This window comes from Microcystis sp. LE19-131.1A (assembly GCF_027532015.1).
GTDB lineage: Bacteria > Cyanobacteriota > Cyanobacteriia > Cyanobacteriales > Microcystaceae > Microcystis > Microcystis ichthyoblabe_A.
This window is the reverse complement of record NZ_JAPZSS010000115.1, coordinates 1-20,055: the sequence shown is the minus strand read 5'-3', so window position 1 is coordinate 20,055 and position 20,055 is coordinate 1. Positions and strand designations below refer to the sequence as shown.

Here is a 20,055-nt window from a genome sequence, read left to right as displayed (position 1 = left end):
GAAGGCTTTTGTAATAACGATTCTGGTTCCAATCACACAATTTAGAGAACCGTTGAAAATCTATGAACTCCCGAAAAGGCTTGCCATATAAGTATTTCGCATCTAAGTACAATTGCTTATTGCAAAAGTGGGATGCTCCCTGTAAGACATTGGACAGAGCCAGCGATCGCTTAATAATGAAAGCATAGGTGCGCCTTTTCTGAGAATTGATTCCATTTCTTAACCCCAAAAATGAGAATTGACTACATTTCTTAACTAAAGAATCGTACATTTCTTAACAAAAAAAATCGAGATTAGATATTGACAACGACAAAATAAAGGTGTTATTCTTCAAATTGCGGAAGTGATGAAGGAAGAAAAACCGAATGGATTTCTGAATCCTCCATGACTTCAGCACTGTACACTTTCTATGAAAACAACAAAAAGGTCTATTATCATGGCAGTTGAAAAAACTAACTCTTCCTCTAGCTTGGCTGAAGTTATTGATCGTATCCTTGACAAAGGTATCGTTATTGATGCCTGGGCTCGCGTATCTCTCGTCGGAATCGAATTATTAGCGATTGAAGCTCGTGTAGTTATCGCTTCGGTTGAAACCTACCTCAAATATGCTGAAGCCGTTGGTCTGACTCAATCTGCAGCGGTTCCTGCTTAAGGATTGAGCCCAGATTCTCCCATCGGTTGAGTTAAAACCCTACCAGGTTTTCCAGATTCTCGGCTTTTCTTTAATCCCTATTGAGTTTAGTTACCCCTCTCTTGGGGCGTAGTGCTCTATGATTGACAAGGTTGGCACGGCAAATGTGTTTTGACCCTTGCAGCTAGGTTTACCCCCTATCACCAGAGTGTGAGACTCACTATTTTTCGGAATAGAAGGTCATTCTTGGGCTAGGAAGCCGCGCCCCTGAGATGCGGTAGCTCGATATATCAACTTTGGGATCAGCACTGTACACTTTCTATACAACTAACAAACAAGGTCTATTACCATGGCAGTCGAAAAAACCAACTCTTCCTCTAGCTTAGCTGAAGTTATCGATCGTATCCTTGATAAAGGTATCGTTATTGATGCTTGGGCTCGCGTATCTCTCGTCGGAATCGAATTATTAGCGATTGAAGCTCGTGTAGTTATCGCTTCGGTTGAAACCTACCTCAAATATGCTGAAGCTGTTGGTCTGACTCAATCTGCAGCGGTTCCTGCTTAAGGATTGATCCCAGATTCTCCTATCTGCTCAGTTAAAACCCGACCAGGTTTTCTAGATTCTCGGCTTTTCTTTAATCCCTATTGAGTTTAGTTACCCCTCTCTTGGGGCGCAATAGTCTATAATTGATAGGGTAGTTCACTATCTCAACTTTGGGGTGATAAGAAAAGTCGGACTCTACTGTCTCTCCCCCAGTCCCCGTGAAGGTTTTCCTAGCGGGTGATTGGGTCTAATCCATTCCATAGTATTTAGTAATTGAGGACAACCCCATGCCTGCTCTCATCGAAAAGTTCCGCCAGGAGCGTTTATCGATTGCTGGAGAGGTAGCTAAACTCTCGCAAGAAGTCCAAGCTTTTTTGTCGGATGTTAAAACTGAAAGACAAAAACAAGCGCAAGAACAGGCAACTGCCTTGCGTCAGTCTTTCCAAAAAGTTCAACAGGAAAGCCACTTGTTTTTAACAGCTACCCAAAAACAGCGTTTAGCTCAAGCGGAAAAGCAAAAAGAGGATTTACGTCAATTTCAAGAACAACGTTTAGCGGCAGCGAAACATCTAGACAACGACTTACGGCAACAGCGTCTAGATCGAGCCAAACAGCTAAAGGACGATTTAAGTCAATTCCAAGAACAACGTTTAGCTGAAGCGAAACAGTTGGCGAACGACTTACGTCAACAGCATCTAGATCGAGCTAAACAGCTGAAAGAGGATTTAAGTCAATTTCAAGAACGACGTTTAGCTGAAGCGAAACAGCTAAAAGACGAATTGCGTCAATTTCGTCAAGATTTGTCTATCTACGTTTTTGGCAAATAAATCTCTAGGTTAATTCCAACCAACTTAAGCCTAGGGCTAGAGTAAAAACCCTCTAGTCCCTTTTCCTGGCTAAACTAGAGGACTATCTGAGAATAAAACAATAAGCCTTTGGTTTTCAACCTACCATGCTGATCCTGCTTTTCCAAGTTCCTAGACTCAACCTAGTAGTGTTGGGTTCCCATTTAGTCCGCTCTAGGTCTCTGGTAAATTAAAAAGTATGATAAAGCTTCACTCAGTCTATAGTTAATGTCGTGATTAGTAGTTTTTTATTGACAAAGGAGGTAAGGGAAAAGGACTGCATCTGGGCTTTTCATTGTTTAAGTCTTGAAAAGTAATCTATACAAGAATTGTAGCCCCTTAGCCCCTTGGCTAATGAATATCCTAAAAATACCTTCAGAATCAAGGTTCTAGAGGTAATTGATGACACTTCCTGATCTTTTGGGGTATTATATATTATGAGGTAAGCCTTAAAAGCCGAAGACGATTTTGCCTAATCGGTTATTAAGGGTAGATTTGAACGGGCAATTGTTAGCTCAAGAATACCCGTCCGCTCAAGGCGGGGATTATTAATGGTATTTACTAGACTTCAACTATGACATTTACTGAAACTCAAACAAGAAGATCCGTCCTCTGCCTTCGCCCCGGTCAATTTGTTGTTACGCCTTCGATTGATCAAGTTGCCACTCGCGCCTTACGTTATCTAAACGCTGGTTTTTCCATCCATCTATGTGGTCCGGCAGGAACGGGAAAAACCACCTTGGCAATGCACCTGGCCAATTGTTTAGCCAGACCTGTGATGCTAATCTTTGGCGATGATGACTTTACCAGTTCCGATTTAATTGGTAGCCAGTCTGGCTACACCCATAAAAAACTGATGGATAACTATATCCACAGCGTTCTCAAGGTTGAAGACGAGCTAAAACACAATTGGGTGGATTCTCGGTTAACAATGGCCTGTCGAGAAGGGTTTACCCTAGTTTATGATGAGTTCAATCGTTCTCGGCCTGAGGTCAACAACGTTTTACTCTCTGCCTTGGAAGAAAAAATTCTCACCCTGCCCCCCACTAGCCATCAACCCGATTACCTACAAGTCAATTCTCAGTTTCGGGCAATTTTCACCTCCAACCCAGAAGAATACTGTGGGGTTCATGCCACCCAAGATGCTTTAATGGATCGGTTGGTAACTATCAATATGCCTGAACCAGACCAACTAACTCAGACAGAAATTCTTGCTCAAAAAACGGGAATTGGTCGAGAAGATGCTTTATTTATTGTCAACCTTGTCAAAACCTTTCGTGTGAAAACTGCGACTGAAAAAACGTCGGGTTTGCGCTCTTGTTTAATGATTGCTAAAGTCTGCGCCTCTCACGATATTGCGGCCGATTCCTCTGACTCGGACTTCCGTGATATCTGCGCCGATGTTCTGTTGTCCCGCACCAATTTATCTGTTGATAAGTCAAGAGCGATTTTATGGGAAATCCTCGAGGACAATCCGTTAGAATCCTTATCCTTTATAGAGGAAACGGAGCCTTCCGATGCCCAAGCGTCAACTCCTGAGCCTTCGACAGGAAATCAATCGTTAAAAGCCATTCAATCTTTACTGCGAGGCAACTTGCCCCAGCGAAAAGACTAATTTTATACTCTTATTGAGTGAAACCAACCGTGACTTCTTCCACTTTTGCTGGCTCGCTCAAAAACCAGTCAAGCAACTCCCTAAAAACAGCAACTCAAGGTTCGAGTTTAGCGGATATACTCGAACGAGTTTTAGATAAAGGAATTGTAATTGCCGGCGATATTTCCGTTTCGATCGCCTCCACTGAACTTATAAATATCCGCATTCGTTTGTTAATTGCCTCTGTTGATAAAGCCAGGGAAATGGGGATCAACTGGTGGGAAGGAGACCCCTACCTCCATAGCCAATCCCAAGCTTTACTAGCAGAAAATCGGGAACTTTCGCTCCGACTCCAAACCCTGGAAACTGAGCTTGAAACCCTAAAATCCTTAACCCAATTGACTGCAATGGAGAGCCATGATACCAGTCCGAACAATGAAGCACATCCCTCAAATGCGTGAAATTCCTCACCTGAATCCTCAAAGGTTAGGAAATTTACACGAGACGATTGCCCCCCTTGATAAGGCCAGGGAAACTGCGATTAACAGCTTGCAAGGTTATCCCTACCTCCCTAGCCAAGGCCAAGCTTTATTCGCAGAAAACCTGGAACTTTCACGCCGACTTCAAACCTTAAAATCCTTAACCAAATGGAGTGTAATGGAGAGACGTGATGGCAGTCCCAACGATCAGGCACATTCCTCGTATATATTGAAATTCCTCAATTGAATCCTCAAACGGTCAAGAAGTTTACAGCAGTTAACGATTGCCTCTGTTGATAGAGCAAGGGAGATGGCAATTAATGGGTGGGAAAGCGGCTCCTATCTCTGTAGCCAATCCCAAGCCTTATTAACAGAAACCCCGGCAGCTGAACTTCAAGCCTTAAAATTCCTACCTCAATCGGAGGCAATCGAGGGCCATGATACCAGTTAAAATAATCAAGCACATTCCTCCTGTCGGGTAAATTCGTCACCAGAATCTTCACAGGGCAGCGGGAAGGTTGAAATTGTTTAATTACATCATTTTTTCCCTCAGATAAAATTTCTTGGCCAAGCCTCCCACTAGAGACTCACCCTTAAGAACTCCTCATTTACCAACTCCAACCATGACCCTTGCTTGCACACCTTACGATTCTGATAATCAAGCCTTGCTGACCCCTCCAGAAAGTAATAGCCAAGCTGGTTTAGCCCCTTTACTGTTAACTGTTGTGGAACTGGTACGCCAATTGCTCGAAGCCCAAATCATTCGCCGAATGGAAAAAGGGGTTCTCAGTGAGTCTGATTTAGATAGAGCTGCAGAAAGTATCCAAAAATTGCAAGAACAAGTTCTCCATTTGTGTGAAATTTTTGAGGTTGAGCCAGAAGAGTTAAATGTCCACCTAGGAGAGTTTGGCACTCTTTTACCGGAAGCAGGGAGTTATTATCCCGGAAAGGAGGGTGTTAAGCCCTCTGTGTTAGAATTAGTGGATAGACTTCTCAATACAGGAGTTGTTGTGGAAGGAAATGTTGATCTGGGTTTAGCTCAACTAGATCTAATTCACCTCAAGCTTCGTTTGGTTTTAACTTCTCAGCCGGTTTAATTTGGGAGAATACTGATGACAGTGGGTCTTTATTTGTATGGCATATTTCCCGAACCAGTTCCTGACGGACTGGTTTTGCAAGGGATTGATAATGAGCCGGTTCACAGTGAGATGATTGATGGTTTTAGTTTTCTCTACTCCGCTGCTCATAAAGAGAAGTATTTGGCATCCCGTCGCTATTTAATTTGCCATGAAAAAGTATTAGAAACTGTCATGGAAGCAGGGTTTACAACGTTGTTGCCCCTGCGGTTTGGCTTAGTTATCAAAACCTGGGAATCCGTCACCGAACAACTAATTACTCCCTATAAAACCCAACTGAAAGAATTATTTGCTAAACTGTCAGGACAACGAGAGGTTAGCATTAAGATTTTTTGGGATAATAAGTGGGAATTACAAGCGGCTTTGGAGTCTAATCCTAAGTTAAAACAAGAACGGGATGCGATGATGGGGAAAAACTTAAATATGGAAGAAATTATCCATATAGGTCAACTCATTGAAGCTACTGTATTGCAACGGAAACAAGACATTATTCAAGTCTTTAGAGACCAATTAAATCATCGCGCCCAAGAGGTGATTGAAAGCGATCCGATGACGGATGACATGATTTACAATGCAGCTTATTTAATTCCCTGGGAGCAAGAGCCAGAATTTAGCCAAAACGTTGAAGCGATCGATCAGCAGTTTGGTGATCGCCTAAGGATTCGCTATAACAATTTAACTGCACCCTATACCTTTGCCCAACTTATCTAAGGAGAGTATTAGTTATGTTTCTCGATCTTTTATTTTTTCCTGTTACCGGTCCTATTGGGGGTCTGATCTGGATTGGGGAGAAAATTCAAGAGCGTGCAGATATAGAATATGATGAGGCGGAAAATTTGCACAAATTGTTATTATCCTTACAACTATCTTACGATATGGGCAACATTTCTGAGGAGGAGTTTGAAATTCAGGAAGAAGAACTTTTATTAAAAATTCAAGCCTTAGAAGAAGAAGAAGAGGCAGAAAACGAATCTGAATCTTCTCTCTAAACTTGCAATATTTCCCACCACATAGATCATGAACAAAATCACAGATTGTAAGCTTAGTAAGGGCGGATTTGACAAGCTGGAGAACTCGTTGAAGCTTGGTCAGAACTAGCCCTTGGTTAAGCCTTAATATTCTAGGTAAAAAGTTTGGAAATTACTGGAATTATTAGAGGAGTGAGCAACAGTTTTGGGGGAATCAGGTTTTTTAGCTACACTAGGAGGGTTGGCTGTACGCAAATTTTGAATACTTTGTTCTGTAGTCTCAATTTGCTCTGTCACAAACGTGAGACAATTTTTTAATTGCTGAAGCTGCCGCTCCATCATTTCTAATTTTTCTTGGATACGTTGTTTTTCAGTAATTAACTTATAAAGCTCAAGTTGGTGATCTGCTTCAGATTGTTTCCGAGGCATGGTGCTAATTTTAGATCTAATTGGTCTGGGTGGACGAGTGGTTGTCATAACAATCCCTGAATAACTTAGAATATTCTAGCATATCAACGCCCCAATATAAAAATTTGTAAAAAATCGTCAATTTTCTTTTGGTAAACCCTATGAAATTGTACAATCTATATACTTACGCTTTTTTGAAAACCCCCATAGAAAGCCTAAAATTACCCGTTGGAATGGCTAACCCATTGTTACTGATAACTGTTGGCTCTCTCTCGGCCGTAGTCGAACCCGAAGTTGGTTTAGACACTTTACAAAATGATGATGAACGCTTGATTCAATCGGTTTTATGTCATGATCGAGTCATCTGTGAATTATTTCAACAAACCACTATTTTACCCTTACGTTTTGGCACATCTTTTTTAGAGACAGAAAATTTACTGACTCATCTTTGTTCTCATGGCCAAGAATATCAAGAAAAAATTGAAGAACTTGAGGGAAAAGGAGAATATCTTTTAAAATGTATTCCCCGTAAGCCAGAGGAGCCTGTACTCTCTTCTGAAAGCAAGGGCAGACAATATTTTTTAGCCAAAAAACAGCTTTATGAAGCCCAACAAGATTTTTATACTTTGCAAGGTTCAGAATGGCAAAATCTCGGGCATTTAGTGACCCAAAGCTATCCGTCAACGAGGATTATTACTGCTCCGGGGACAGAATCACGAATTTATCTTTTAGTTGATTTTCAAGAAGAACCTTTACTAATCGAGCAAGTTTTACATTGGCAGAAAGCTTGCCCCCGTTGGCAATTACAATTAGGACAAGTTTCTCCCCCCTATCACTTTACTTAACTTGATTTCTCTATGACTAACTTTAACTTGGTAAATAACGCTCTAAGTTGCTATGACACTCGACATTTAGTTATGTTTAGTGGCAAAGGAGGAGTGGGAAAAACCACCCTTTCCTGTGGATTTGCTCGCCGTTGGGCTAAATTATTTCCCGAGGAACAAATCCTGTTAATCTCAACCGATCCTGCTCATTCTTTAGGGGATGTATTGCAAACAGAAGTTAGCGATCAAGCATCCCCTGTAAAAGACTTACCCAACTTAAAAGTTAGGGCATTAGATGCGGAAAAATTGCTCTTAGAATTTAAAGAAAAATACGGAAAATTTTTAGAACTTTTAGTAGAACGGGGCAGTTTTGTTGAAGGAGAAGATTTAACTCCTGTTTGGGATTTAGACTGGCCAGGTTTAGATGAAATTATGGGTCTATTAGAAATTCAGCGATTACTTATTGACAATGTTGTAGATCGAATTGTTGTTGATATGGCTCCCTCTGGTCATACCTTGAATTTATTGGGGATTAAAGACTTTTTAGAGATTATTTTAAATTCTTTAGAGTTGTTTCAAGAAAAACATCGTGTTATTTCGCAAACTTTTTCAAAAACCTACAATGCCGATGATGTGGATGACTTTTTAGTCAAAACACAAGCAGAATTAACCGAAGGCAAACGAATCCTACAAGATCGGGATTTTACCCTTTGTTTAATTGTGGCAATTGCCGAACCGATGAGTTTATTAGAAACCGAACGATTACTCAATAGTTTGCATCACTTAAATATTCCCTGCGGCAGATTATTTATTAATCGCATTCTAACGGATCCTAATCAAAATTTAGATCGCTACAGTGAGCAACAGCAACTCCTCGATAAATTCCTAAAAATTCCAGGTCAAGAAACAATTTTCACCCTGCCCCAACAGGCAAAAGAACCCCTAGGAGGTGAAGCATTAGATCAGATCATGAGTCAAATTGAAATTATCGAAAAAGTAGAATTTATGGCCCCGCCTCCTATTCAATGGCCGCAAAAAATTCTGCCGAGTTTTAGTGATTTTATTGACGACAAACGCCAACTCATTATCATTGGTGGCAAGGGGGGAGTGGGAAAAACCACCGTTGCCGCGGCCATTGGTTGGGCGTTAGCTAATAGTCATCCCCAGCAAAAAATTAGAATTATTTCTATTGATCCGGCTCATTCTTTGGGAGATGCCTTTGGGACAAAGTTAGGACATCAATCCACACAATTAACTGCTAATTTAAGTGGTCAAGAAGTTGATGCTAATATCATTTTAGAAAAATTTCGGGATGATTATTTATGGGAACTGGCAGAAATGATTAGTGGAGAAGGTAAGGAAGAGGGGAACATCAAACTAGCTTATACTCCAGAAGCTTGGCGGCAAATTGTCGCTCAATCTCTGCCAGGAATTGATGAAATGTTGTCCCTAGTAAAAGTAATGGAGTTATTAGACCAGAAACAACAAGATTTGATTATTTTAGATACGGCTCCTACCGGTCATCTCCTGCGATTTTTAGAAATGCCAACGGCTTTAGGAGATTGGTTAAGTTGGATTTTTAAGCTTTGGATGAAGTATAAAGATGTCTTAGGGCGTGTAAATTTAATGGGACGATTGCGAATCTTAAGACAACAGGTGATGTCTGCCCAGGAAAAACTCAAAGACCCCCAACATACAGAATTTATTGGAGTTTTGCAAGCCCAAGATGCCATCGTTGCCGAACAACTGCGATTGACAGCATCTTTGAAAAAAAAGGGAGTCTATCAACGTTACGTCGTGCAGAATCGTTATCATGCTAATGAGGAAATTGATCGGGATTTATTCCCAGATCAAACTTTGATCCGCTTACCCAGTTTACCCCGATCAGTAGAACCTCTAGCCCGGGTAAAAGGCGCGGCAGATCTGTTATTTTAAAGGTAATTAGTCTGATCAAGTCTGACTTCTTAACCCCATCTATTACCCAGTCCCCATCCTTCACTTGACTCAGGAGAAATTTTATGGTAGAACTATTCAAAGGCTTTGAGCAATTAGTCGAACTGGCTAAAACCTTAGAGGAAAAACTGGAAAAAGGGGAAATTAAAACCGAAGTGCAGTTTAACTCTCGTCCCTTGAGTAACATCCCCCGTGCTGGCGGTATTCCCCGTTCAGGGGGAGTTTCTCGCCCGAACAATTCTGGTGGGGATGATTTTGAGGTTAATCGCAATCGCGATACCCCCAACGATTCAGGGGTTGAAGACAGTGTGACACCGCCCGAAAAACCGACCACGGCTTCCCTGAAAGATGTTGGTGGCTTGACGGAAGTGATCAAAGAACTCAAGGAACTAATTGCCATTCCTCTGAAACGCCCCGACTTATTGGCCAAGTTAGGACTTGAACCCACTCGCGGCGTTCTCTTAGTCGGCCCCCCTGGAACCGGCAAAACCCTGACTGCCCGTGCTTTGGCCGAAGAACTCGGTGTTAACTATATTGCCTTAGTCGGACCAGAGGTGATCAGCAAATATTATGGGGAGGCTGAGCAAAAACTGCGGGGAATTTTTGAGAAAGCCAGTAAGAATGCGCCTTGTATCGTTTTTATTGACGAAATTGATAGCATGGCACCCGATCGCAGTAAAGTTGAAGGGGAAGTAGAAAAAAGACTGGTAGCCCAATTGTTGGGTTTAATGGATGGCTTTGCCCAAAGCCAGGGGGTGATTGTTCTAGCGGCGACAAACCGTCCCGACCATCTTGACCCTGCCCTCCGTCGCCCTGGACGGTTTGACCGAGAAGTCCTCTTTCGGGTGCCTGACCGCAAGGGCCGTTTAGAAATCCTGCAAATTCTCACCCGTTCCATGCCCCTAGATGAATCAGTTTCCTTAGATCTGATTGCCGATAACGCGGTGGGATTTGTCGGGTCAGATTTAAAAGCCGTTTGCCAGAAAGCGGCCTATAGTGCTTTGCGGCGCCAGGTTCCTACGATTGACTCGCGAATTCCAGAAACAATGACGGTAGTCCAAGCCGACTTTTTGCAAGCCCTTAAAGAAGTTAAACCGGCGGTATTGCGCTCTGTGGAAGTGGAGTCTCCCCATGTGGCCTGGGACAATATTGGCGGACTTGAACAGATTAAACAAACCCTACAGGAGTCCGTGGAAGGGGCATTACTCCATCCGCAATTATATACGCAAACCAAAGCCCAAGCTCCCAAAGGTATTTTACTTTGGGGTCCTCCCGGAACGGGAAAAACCTTATTGGCCAAAGCGGTGGCATCTCAGGCGCGAGCTAATTTTATCAGTATTAATGGACCTGAGCTTTTGAGTAAATGGGTGGGGGCCAGTGAACAGGCAGTGCGTGAGTTGTTTGCCAAAGCTCGTCAGGCAGCCCCTTGTGTGGTTTTTATTGATGAAATTGATACTTTAGCACCGGCAAGAGGTCGTTATAGTGGAGATTCAGGAGTGAGTGACCGGGTTGTGGGACAAATCCTCACGGAGTTAGATGGGTTGCAAACGGCGGCAACGATTTTAGTGATTGGAGCCACTAATCGCCCAGATGCCTTAGATCCAGCCTTATTGCGAGCGGGACGGTTAGATTTACAGTTAAAAGTTGATTTACCCAATGCCTCTAGTCGTTTAGCAATTCTCGGGGTCCATAATGATGAACGTCCTTTAGAGGATGTGGATTTAGGCTATTGGGCCGAGGCAACGGAAGGCTGGAATGGCGCAGATTTAGCGTTATTATGTAACCAAGCGGCACTGATGGCAATTCGTCGTTATCGCCATCAGGGAATGACTGACCCGGCTGATATTCGCATTACAACGGCTGATTTTAATCATGCTTATCAACTGTTGGTTGAACAGCGTGCCAATTGATTTTTTTCCCCCTTACTTTAAGTAAGGGGGGAGAATCTCAACTCAGGAAAACTATTGTACAAAAGAAAAATTCGCCAAAATGTCTGCATTGACTGTTCGTCGGTGCTATTGTCTAGCTTTTGAGCGTTTTTTCCAGCTGGGCTACCCTTGCTTTCTGTTGCTTCAAATCGGCTAGTTGTTTTAGTAATTGTTCTCTTACTTCATAGCGATAGGCAAAAAAATGCTCACCTATCCCTAGGGTTGCTAGATACTCTTCTAGCAGACGGGGTTTGACCCAGGCAATCACTGCCAGTTGCCACCAGAAACGGAAGCGCGTCGGTCGGACAATCCCCTGCCGCCAGAGCAAGGAGCGGAACAATTGCCACTGTTGCCCATCTAATTTACGGTTCGATTTGCCGCGCCATCCCCCCATGATCATGAAATGGTTGAAGGTTCGTTTCAGGTAGTTAACAGGATCATAGATTTCCCAGAAAGCATCGATGTATTCTTCGGTAATCTCTTCCACCGGGCGAGTTGGCTCAAAGTTCATCATCGCTCCCTGATGGAAAGTACCCATGCCATCCACCAGACGACCTTCCTGTTGCAGGCGATTCCACAGGGCAGTATTTTGCAGTGCCTGGAGCAGGCTAAACTGCCCTTGGGGAATACTTGCCTCCATAATAAAATCTTTGATCCGCTGCCCTGCGCCTGGTTTCTCATTGTCAAAACCGATAATGAAGCCAGACATAATCTGCAGCCCCATGCGGGTAATTTTGTGACAGGATTCGATCAGGGATTGGCGGGTGTTTTGAACCTTGTTAATGCCCATTAAGCTATCGGTATCTGGTGTCTCAATCCCCATAAACACCAGCATAAAGCCGGCCTTGACCATTAGCTCGATCAGTTCGCTGTCTTCGGCCAGATTAAGGGAAGCTTCCGTAATCAGTTTAAAGGGATACTGGTGTTGCTCCATCCAGGGGATCAACTCCCGCAGAAACACCTTGGCATTCCGCTTATTGCCAATGAAGTTGTCATCCACAACAAAAATGTAGCGCCTCCAGCCCAGTTGATATAACGTCTCCAACTCAGCCAACATTTGTTCTGGGGTTTTGGTGCGCGGTTTGCGGCCATAGAGGTTGATGATGTCACAAAATTCGCATTGAAAGGGGCAACCCCGAGAAAACTGCACGGTAATCGCCAGATAGGCATCCAGATCTAGTAGATCATAGCGGGCGATCGGTGTCATGGTGACATCGGGTTTCTCACTGGCTCTAAAGACACCACTCGGTTCACCCCGCTCCAGGGCTGCCAGGAACAGCGGGATTGTCAGTTCTCCTTCATCCAGAATCAGGTAATCTGCTCCAGCTTTTTGGGCAACTTCTGGATAGGAGGTGGGGTAAGGCCCGCCCACCGCCACTTTTTTACCCAACTGCAACCCTTTGGCAATCAATTCTTGAAAGTCCTTTTTCTGAATGATCATGGCGGAGATGATGACCAAATCGCACCACTCCCAATCGGAAGCCGTTTCTAATCGGACATTGCGATCAACAAACCGGATTTCCCAATCCGATGGTAACAGAGCTGCCACCGTAATTAAACCCAGAGGCGGATTGGTTGATCTTAAACCGGCTAGATCTAAAGTCTCTTGATAGGACCAAAAGGAGTTGGGCATCAGCGGCCACAGTAATAGGGCTTTCATTCAGGTGTCTCCAATGAAGAAGCTAGATGCTTTACATACTAGCCACAAAGCCCAAGTCGATCAAGACTTTTTTTTTACTCATAAATTAGTTCTAAATAAATTGTGAAAAAATAGCTATTTTTTGGAGATTAGCACAATTGAATGCACGATGCTTGCTAAAAACCCGTGTTTTCCCATTTTTATCAATGCGTTCTAGAGGCTGTTTGGATCTTTTGGGTATTGTTGGGTAGGTTTACTAAAAAATGCAGCTCTTCGTTACTTGTTATGGTTCGATAGGGGGGCATAAATCGACTAAATCCTTATCTGGCAAGAGACTTAATTGATTAGTTCGCTCTAGATAAAAAACAATTGACAAAAATTGCTAAATGCCTTTCTCTATAAGGGTTCCATCCCTTATAACTCCCGTCCATTGCATAACACGAACCGAAGAGCCAAAAATGCTGATTCTGAAAAACCCTCTTAAAATTCGCAAGCACCGAATAGTAAGGGTTTCGTTTCAGTCACTAGGAAGTCTATTTGATCGGTAAAACACCAGTTACTAGACATCTCGACAATGACTATTTCTGGTCAGATAAACATAAGCGTAATTACACTATTTTATACCGAACCATCATGACTTAACTACCAGAAAATATAGTTTCTGTCTCTTTAATTTTGGATGATGAATAAATTAAATAACTTGTAATTATAGTCAGATTTATGACCAATATTAATTATATTCAGCTAGTTGATCCGATTAATTCTCCTCCCTTAGCAGAGGAACAATCTCGCAGATAGCCAGAAAATCAATCATCCTTGGGTGCGATTGTCTGGTTTTAACTCATTGCGGTAAAATTAACCTAAACTCTCTATCGGCAAATTCGATGACTTCCTTCACTACTTCCCTGGCTCTTTTAAGTCAATTTAAATTGGGAGATTTAAACCTAGAAAATCGTCTTGTGCTTGCTCCCATGACGCGAGCGCGAGCCGGAGAAAAACGTCTTGCTAATGAGATAATGGCCGAATATTACCGGCAAAGGGCCAGCGCCGGATTAATGATTACAGAAGCGACGGTAATTTCTCCCCAAGCTAACGGTTGGCAAAATACCCCCGGTATCTACACCGATGAACAAGCGCAAGCATGGCAAATGGTGACTAAAATCGCCCAAAGAAAAGGAACACCAATTTTTTGTCAATTGTGGCACTGTGGTCGCGCTTCTCATCCGAGTTTTCAGGAAAATGGGGCTTTACCAGTTGCCCCTTCCGCAATTAAGATTAAGGGGGAGTTGCATACACCCATAGGTAAACAGCCCTACGAGACCCCTAGAGCCTTAGAAACCGAGGAAATCCCCGCAATTGTCGCCGATTACCGTCAAGCCGCTCAGAGGGCAAAATTAGCGGGGTTTGATGGCATAGAAATTCACGGGGCTAATGGTTATTTAATCGATACTTTTCTACAATCGGCCACTAATCAGCGTCAGGATAAGTACGGTGGCAGTTTGGCAAATCGCTATCGTTTTTTACAGGAAATAGTCGAGGCAATTTTAACTGTTTTTCCCAGTCATCGGGTGGGGGTGCGTCTGTCTCCCAATGGGGTTTATAATGACATGGGTTCCGAGGATTTTCGAGAAACTTTTCTCTATGTTGCCCAAAGATTAAATGAGTACAATTTAGCTTATTTGCATCTGCTAGATGGCTTGGCTTTTGGTTTTCATGAAAAGGGTAAACCGATGCTTTTATCCGAGTTTCGGGCTGTTTTTAATAGTGCTTTAATCGGCAATTGCGGTTATACAAAAGAAACTGCTGAAGCCGCTATTCAGTTAGGAGATGCGGATTTAATTGCTTTCGGTCGCCCCTATATCAGTAATCCCGATTTGGTGGAAAGATTCGCCAATAATTGGCCTCTTAATCCCGATGCTGAGATGAAGGATTGGTATTCTTTTGACAAGGAAGGTTATATCGATTTTCCCAGTTATAAACCCTAGTTAAGTAGGTAGGCGTTAAAAATTATCAGACACCCTCCTATCCCTTATAGGCATCTTTCTTAACAATTTTTTCAGTAAGCACTCCAACCCTGATCCTGACTTGATTTCAGTTTTTTCTTTGTTTTGTAAGGGTGTCAACAAGGAATATTACAAATTGTTAACCGAGTCTTAAAAGCCTTGTGCTACAAGGGTTTGAAATGTTAAGAAAGATTTGACTAAAGGACAGCAGGCAATGGTGACTATTTGCCCGAATAAACCCGCTAAAACTGAGACTATGGCTAAACTTAAGAACTCTTGGCTAAATCCCAGAAAACACACCTATTTTACTCGCAACGAAAAAACCGGGAAAAAAATCAAAGTCACCCAAGAGTTACCCAGTTTTAAGGCATTAGGTAAGGATAGCCTATGTCGGTTGCTATTTTATGAGACTAGGCTACTTTACCAACTTTTGACACACAATTTAGTAAAGTGATCTTTGGGACAAGATGGCTCTTCCGGTTTCTGTGTGGAAACGAAGCCTATACTGATAGTTTCTTCGGCAAAATAGTCGTAAAAGTCTTTCTCCGTCAACATTTCACGATTCCATAAGCAAAAATTATCACACAAAGTCGAGAAGAGCCACAAGATTGAGTTTAAAATCTGAAATAGATAATTTTTTTAAGGGATTGAGTTAAGTTTATGGCAGATATTGTCGATATTGCGGTCAGTGCCGATAATTTTAAAACTCTAGTGACGGCGGTACAAGCGGCTAATCTTGTGGATGCCCTAAAAAGTCCTGGCCCCTTCACGGTTTTTGCCCCCACCGACGAAGCTTTTGCCAAATTGCCCCCCGGGACGATTACAACCCTAGTGCAGAATATCCCCCAATTAACCCGAATTCTCACCTATCACGTCGCTGCGGGCAAATATATGCAGGAAGATTTGGCAAAATTGGCTGTAGTGACTTCTCTAGAGGGTTCACCGATTCCCGTCGATTGTAGCGAAGGTTTTGAGGTGAAAAATGCCACGGTGGTCGCGGGTAATATCGAGGCAGATAATGGTGTGATCCACGTCATCGATACGGTGATCCTGATGGGTTAGTTTTTGACCGGCTTTTCCCTAGGCCGCATCTAGGGCAAATCTGTCTTATTTAGTAACTAAATATACAGATACTTTTGCTTGTTTATGGTTCCAATGCTCGCCAGAGGAAAATGCCCACTTTCTGCACTTTCTTGTCTGTACCTGTTCAGACTAAATCCTGTTATTAAAGACTGATTATCTATTGATCCTTTTGCCTATTACATGAGTAGAAAACGGGTTTCTCCGAGAAACCCGTTTTCTGTGCGTTACTCAACGGATTTAGTATTAGCCATCTCGACAGTAATGGCAGCTCAGTTATCAGTTATCAGATGTTAGTTTTCAGTTCACTGATTACTGTTTACTGATCACTGAAAAAAGCTTACCTATTCCCCAGAAGCATGAGGACCGATTTTGAGAACTAAAACCCCTAAAGGTGGTAAACAGAGATCGATCGAGTAGGGACGGCTATGATAGGACCATTCCTCCGACCATTTACCGCCAAGGTTGCCCATATTACTACCGCCATATTTACCCGCATCGCTGTTAAAGATTTCCTGATAAAAACCGGGATGGGGTACACCAACGCGATAATGGCTGTGGGGTTGGGGAGTAAAATTACAGACCACCACCAGAAACTCCTGCCAATTTTTGCTCCAGCGCAGGAAAGAAACGACGCTATGACTATTATCACTACAGTCGATCCACTCAAAGCCATCCTGACCAAAATCCTGGGTATATAAAGCAGGTTCACTCTTATAGGTGGCGTTCAAATCTGAGAAAAAGCGTTTTAGCTGTTGATGGGGTTGATGCTGCAAAAGACCCCACTCCAAATCACCCCAAACATTCCACTCACTCCACTGGCCAAATTCCATGCTCATAAACATGGTTTTCTTGCCGGGGTGGGTAAACATATAACTAAATAATGCCCGGACATTGGCGAATTTTTGCCACTCATCCCCCGGCATTTTGCCAATCATATTACTTTTGCCGTGAACCACTTCATCGTGGGACAAAGCCAGCATATAATTCTCGCTGTGGTTATACCACATACTAAAAGTGACATTATTTTGATGGAATTGACGGAACCAGGGATCCATGCCGAAATAATCGAGCATATCGTGCATCCAGCCCATATTCCACTTCAAATTAAAGCCTAAACCGCCCATATAGGTGGGCCAGGACACCATCGGCCAAGCGGTGGATTCTTCGGCAATTGACAGAATTCCGGGGAAATAGCTAAAAATTACATGATTGACTTGACGCAGGAATTCGGCGGCCTCTAAATTCTCCCGGCCACCGTACTCGTTGGCCACCCATTCCCCATCTTTACGACAATAATCGAGATAGAGCATAGAAGCCACCGCATCCACTCGAATACCGTCAATATGGTACTTATCGAACCAAAATAGGGCATTAGCCACCAGGAAATTTCTGACTTCGTTGCGACCGTAGTTAAAAATTAAGGTTCCCCATTCCTTGTGTTCCCCTTTGCGCGGGTCGCCGTGTTCATAAAGATGAGTACCATCAAAGAAAGCTAACCCGTGGCCATCTTTGGGGAAGTGACCGGGGACCCAATCCACTAGCACACCAAGGCCATTTTGGTGACATTGATCGACAAAATACATAAAATCTTCAGGATTGCCGTAGCGACTGGTGGGGGCAAAATAACCCGTCACTTGATAACCCCAAGAACCATCAAAAGGATGCTCGGCGATCGGTAATAATTCGATATGGGTGTAACCTAATTCTTTAACGTAGGGAATTAGTTTTTGGGCTAACTCGTAGTAACTCAAAAAGCGGGCCCCAGTGTTCCATTCCGACACGGGAACCGCTTCTCCTTCCCCGGAAAGTAAACGGGGTGGTTCGGCGCTAGAAGCGTGCAGCCAAGAACCGAGGTGTAATTCGTAAACGGAAACCGGTTGAGTTAAAGGATCGCTATGGCGGCGTTTTTCCATCCAATCGCTATCATCCCAAGTATAGCTATCTAAATTGGCCACGATCGAGGCGGTTTTCGGGCGTACTTCTTGGGCAAAACCGTAGGGATCAGATTTTTCGTAAATATGACCTTCCCAATTTTTGATCTCGTATTTATATTTAGTGCCAACACCGATTTCCGGGATAAACAATTCCCAGACCATATTATTACGTTTCCGCATTTGGTGATCACGACCATCCCAGTTATTAAAATCACCAATAATCGAGACATTGCGAGCATTAGGAGCCCAAACGGCAAAATAAACCCCTTTAATACCCTCGATTTCGGCTAAATGCGCCCCTAATTTTTCATAAATGCGATGATGGTTGCCCTCCCCAAACAGGTGTAAATCAAAATCGCTAAGTTTGGCAGAACGGAAGGCATAGGAATCATAGATTACCCGTTCCTGTTCTCCCTCGTGGATGCGTAATTGATAATTGTTCAGTTCACCGATATCGATAACGCACTCGAAAAAATGGGGGTGATAAGCGGTCGTCATGGGATATTCTTGTCTTTGGGACGGTAAAATAACCCAGGCGGCCGTGGTTTTCGGTAAATAGGCTCTAACAACCCATTTATTGACTTTTCCTTCTTCTTCTAGGGGATGGGCCCCCAAAACCTCAAAGGGATCGTGATGGAGGTTGTTGACGATTTGATGGACTTGTTCGGGGGATACCACTATAGACATTCATTTACCACTCTTGACATCTACAATACTTATAGCAAGGAAATAGTCATTTTTTCCCTGCCTTCTGGGAATTCTCAAACTAATGATATATTCTGCCTACTTAGGGTCTGCTGAAAAAGTTTTTCGTGGGGGTAGGGTGTGGGGTGTGGGGTGTAGGGTGTAGGGTGCGGGGTGTGGGGAAGTGGGAAGAATAAATAAAATAATCTCCTGTCTCCTGACGACCGACTCCTGACGACCGACTCCTGACCCTAACAACAATTTTTGATTTTTACAAGAGGTCTATGGTAAAACTGCCAATTTAATCTCGATTTGGTCATTCTCGATGTTAATCTAGCGGATAGCCTCGAATTTGACCTACTCTACATCTCTACAAAGTTGTCAACTGGAACGAGTTTGATCCCTAGTAGATTGACTTTCTTCTAATTCAGCTTTGATTTTTACCGAGTCTTCAATCTGCTGGGCCTCTCGCTTAAATTCACTTTCAAATTCCTTGGATGCTTCTTGAAATCCTCGAATAGTTTTGCCTAAACTGCGACCGATTTCTGGTAATTTCTTCGGTCCGAAAACTAGCAGGGCAATCAAGAGAATTAACCCCATTTCTGGCAATCCAATCCCAAAAATATTCATGTGTTTGCTCCTAATAAAAAACTTGCGGTGGGCAATAACCCACCTGCTAAAGTCCGAGAGACAATTCTGCGGCCAAAAATGCCGACAAGATTGTTGGAATCTGCTTACTGACCCCAATCCACATTAAATCCTTCTAAAATTAGGGAGGAGTTGTAGATCTGTAAAATAATCAGCAAAAAGACTAAAAACAGAGCCATAAACACTCCCATCAGCAAGGTAGTTCCCCAACCGGGAGAAACTTTCCCATATTCTGAGTTGAGGGGACGAAGGATTTCACCTAAGCGTGTACGCTGTGCCATAAGTTACCAAGAAAGATCTGTAAATGATAATTTTGTATTGATCCGTAATTTGACGAACTGCCAACCGGTCAACCCAGTGAGATAAAATCTACTGCTGTTGCCAGTGGAACTTTTTTGGTTTAATTCCTAACGGAATCGTTTTTCGCCTGCCCTGCCACGCCCACAAGAATCTGCAAGCGCCTACAGTACGGGAATTATTCTAACATTGTTTGGTAATCTTCTCAGGATTTAGGAGATGGTCAATAGGGACTGACAGGTGTAGGTATTTTACAACTAAGAGGAAGGGGAGTAGTAAAAAGCATCAACGGGGGTGGGAGGGAAAGAACTTCAACGTTGACATCCTCGCCGCCCTAAAAGTGCGGCGATTCCTAAACCTCACGATTTAAGTTTCTGCTTCCACCACCGTCGCATACCACAGTTAAAAAACCATGTACTGTCTTACACAGAGTCCACAGACTTTCGCCCCATTTCAG

At 43.1% G+C, this 20,055-nt stretch carries 21 protein-coding genes; 15 read left to right on the top strand and 6 right to left on the bottom strand.

What is annotated here, in order from left to right:
• Positions 1-409 precede the first annotated feature (409 nt).
• From gvpA (O9323_RS10245) to O9323_RS10200, 10 genes are all read left to right on the top strand, one after another.
• The gene (gene gvpA, locus O9323_RS10245; protein WP_472408654.1) at positions 410-652 is read left to right on the top strand and encodes a gas vesicle structural protein GvpA; all 243 of its coding nucleotides are present in this window, start codon (positions 410-412) and stop codon (positions 650-652) included.
• 328 nt (positions 653-980) lie between these two features.
• The gene (gene gvpA / locus O9323_RS10240; protein ID WP_002735503.1) at positions 981-1,196 is read left to right on the top strand and encodes a gas vesicle structural protein GvpA; all 216 of its coding nucleotides are present in this window, start codon (positions 981-983) and stop codon (positions 1,194-1,196) included.
• Between the two features lie 266 nt (positions 1,197-1,462).
• Positions 1,463-2,002 (top strand): gas vesicle protein GvpC, encoded by a 540-nt coding sequence (gvpC, locus tag O9323_RS10235; protein WP_002773808.1) that lies wholly within the window; start codon positions 1,463-1,465, stop codon positions 2,000-2,002.
• 592 nt (positions 2,003-2,594) lie between these two features.
• On the top strand, positions 2,595-3,635 hold the full coding sequence (gvpN, locus tag O9323_RS10230) for a gas vesicle protein GvpN (RefSeq protein WP_002755321.1): 1,041 nt from the start codon (positions 2,595-2,597) through the stop codon (positions 3,633-3,635).
• 29 nt (positions 3,636-3,664) lie between these two features.
• Positions 3,665-4,075 (top strand): gas vesicle protein, encoded by a 411-nt coding sequence (locus O9323_RS10225; protein WP_288125049.1) that lies wholly within the window; start codon positions 3,665-3,667, stop codon positions 4,073-4,075.
• Positions 4,032-4,340, top strand: coding sequence for a hypothetical protein (locus O9323_RS10220; protein WP_002803843.1), 309 nt, complete (start codon positions 4,032-4,034; stop codon positions 4,338-4,340). Before O9323_RS10225 ends, O9323_RS10220 begins: the two co-directional genes overlap by 44 nt.
• A 63-nt stretch (positions 4,341-4,403) precedes the next feature.
• Positions 4,404-4,544, top strand: a complete 141-nt coding sequence (locus O9323_RS10215; RefSeq protein WP_002773815.1) for a hypothetical protein — start codon at positions 4,404-4,406, stop codon at positions 4,542-4,544.
• Positions 4,545-4,716: 172 nt separating this feature from the next.
• Complete coding sequence (locus O9323_RS10210; protein ID WP_002755316.1) at positions 4,717-5,190, top strand: gas vesicle protein K; 474 nt, start codon at positions 4,717-4,719, stop codon at positions 5,188-5,190.
• A 15-nt stretch (positions 5,191-5,205) separates the two neighbouring features.
• Complete coding sequence (gvpF, locus tag O9323_RS10205) at positions 5,206-5,940, top strand: gas vesicle protein GvpF (protein WP_002755315.1); 735 nt, start codon at positions 5,206-5,208, stop codon at positions 5,938-5,940.
• A 14-nt stretch (positions 5,941-5,954) separates the two neighbouring features.
• Positions 5,955-6,218, top strand: a complete 264-nt coding sequence (locus O9323_RS10200; protein ID WP_149108130.1) for a gas vesicle protein GvpG — start codon at positions 5,955-5,957, stop codon at positions 6,216-6,218.
• Positions 6,219-6,341: 123 nt separating this feature from the next.
• Here the strand turns inward: O9323_RS10200 and O9323_RS10195 are convergent, their stop codons facing one another.
• Positions 6,342-6,674, bottom strand: coding sequence for a gas vesicle protein (locus O9323_RS10195; RefSeq protein WP_288125047.1), 333 nt, complete (start codon positions 6,672-6,674; stop codon positions 6,342-6,344).
• Positions 6,675-6,766: 92 nt separating this feature from the next.
• Here O9323_RS10195 and O9323_RS10190 point away from each other — a divergent pair, with 92 nt between their 5' ends.
• The 3 genes from O9323_RS10190 (at position 6,767) to O9323_RS10180 (ending at position 11,292) form a co-directional block, all read left to right on the top strand.
• A complete protein-coding gene (locus O9323_RS10190) occupies positions 6,767-7,450 on the top strand; it encodes a GvpL/GvpF family gas vesicle protein (protein WP_002755302.1) in 684 nt (227 codons plus the stop codon).
• 12 nt (positions 7,451-7,462) lie between these two features.
• Positions 7,463-9,364 carry an ArsA family ATPase gene (locus O9323_RS10185; protein ID WP_288125046.1) on the top strand — a complete coding sequence of 634 codons (1,902 nt, stop codon included), beginning with the start codon at positions 7,463-7,465 and terminating at the stop codon, positions 9,362-9,364.
• 83 nt (positions 9,365-9,447) lie between these two features.
• The gene (locus O9323_RS10180; RefSeq protein ID WP_149108129.1) at positions 9,448-11,292 is read left to right on the top strand and encodes an AAA family ATPase; all 1,845 of its coding nucleotides are present in this window, start codon (positions 9,448-9,450) and stop codon (positions 11,290-11,292) included.
• Positions 11,293-11,404: 112 nt separating this feature from the next.
• Here O9323_RS10180 and O9323_RS10175 read toward each other — a convergent pair whose 3' ends face one another.
• A complete protein-coding gene (locus O9323_RS10175; RefSeq protein WP_016516779.1) occupies positions 11,405-12,970 on the bottom strand; it encodes a B12-binding domain-containing radical SAM protein in 1,566 nt (521 codons plus the stop codon).
• Between the two features lie 863 nt (positions 12,971-13,833).
• Here O9323_RS10175 and O9323_RS10170 point away from each other — a divergent pair.
• Positions 13,834-14,934, top strand: a complete 1,101-nt coding sequence (locus O9323_RS10170) for an alkene reductase (RefSeq protein WP_002755296.1) — start codon at positions 13,834-13,836, stop codon at positions 14,932-14,934.
• 438 nt (positions 14,935-15,372) lie between these two features.
• On the opposite strand, the gene O9323_RS22605 is transcribed toward O9323_RS10170, so the two are convergent.
• The gene (locus O9323_RS22605) at positions 15,373-15,558 is read right to left on the bottom strand and encodes a hypothetical protein (protein WP_002747899.1); all 186 of its coding nucleotides are present in this window, start codon (positions 15,556-15,558) and stop codon (positions 15,373-15,375) included.
• Positions 15,559-15,612: 54 nt separating this feature from the next.
• Here O9323_RS22605 and O9323_RS10165 point away from each other — a divergent pair, with 54 nt between their 5' ends.
• Positions 15,613-16,014: a fasciclin domain-containing protein gene (locus tag O9323_RS10165; RefSeq protein ID WP_002736196.1), complete on the top strand. Its 402-nt coding sequence runs from the start codon at positions 15,613-15,615 to the stop codon at positions 16,012-16,014.
• 362 nt (positions 16,015-16,376) lie between these two features.
• Here the strand turns inward: O9323_RS10165 and glgB are convergent, their stop codons facing one another.
• The 3 genes from glgB to psbH form a co-directional block, all read right to left on the bottom strand.
• The gene (gene glgB / locus O9323_RS10160; protein ID WP_002737827.1) at positions 16,377-18,656 is read right to left on the bottom strand and encodes a 1,4-alpha-glucan branching enzyme; all 2,280 of its coding nucleotides are present in this window, start codon (positions 18,654-18,656) and stop codon (positions 16,377-16,379) included.
• Positions 18,657-19,034: 378 nt separating this feature from the next.
• Positions 19,035-19,283, bottom strand: a complete 249-nt coding sequence (locus O9323_RS10155) for a TatA/E family twin arginine-targeting protein translocase (protein WP_002735474.1) — start codon at positions 19,281-19,283, stop codon at positions 19,035-19,037.
• A 104-nt stretch (positions 19,284-19,387) separates the two neighbouring features.
• Positions 19,388-19,582: a photosystem II reaction center phosphoprotein PsbH gene (gene psbH, locus O9323_RS10150; RefSeq protein ID WP_002736544.1), complete on the bottom strand. Its 195-nt coding sequence runs from the start codon at positions 19,580-19,582 to the stop codon at positions 19,388-19,390.
• Positions 19,583-20,055 lie beyond the last annotated feature (473 nt).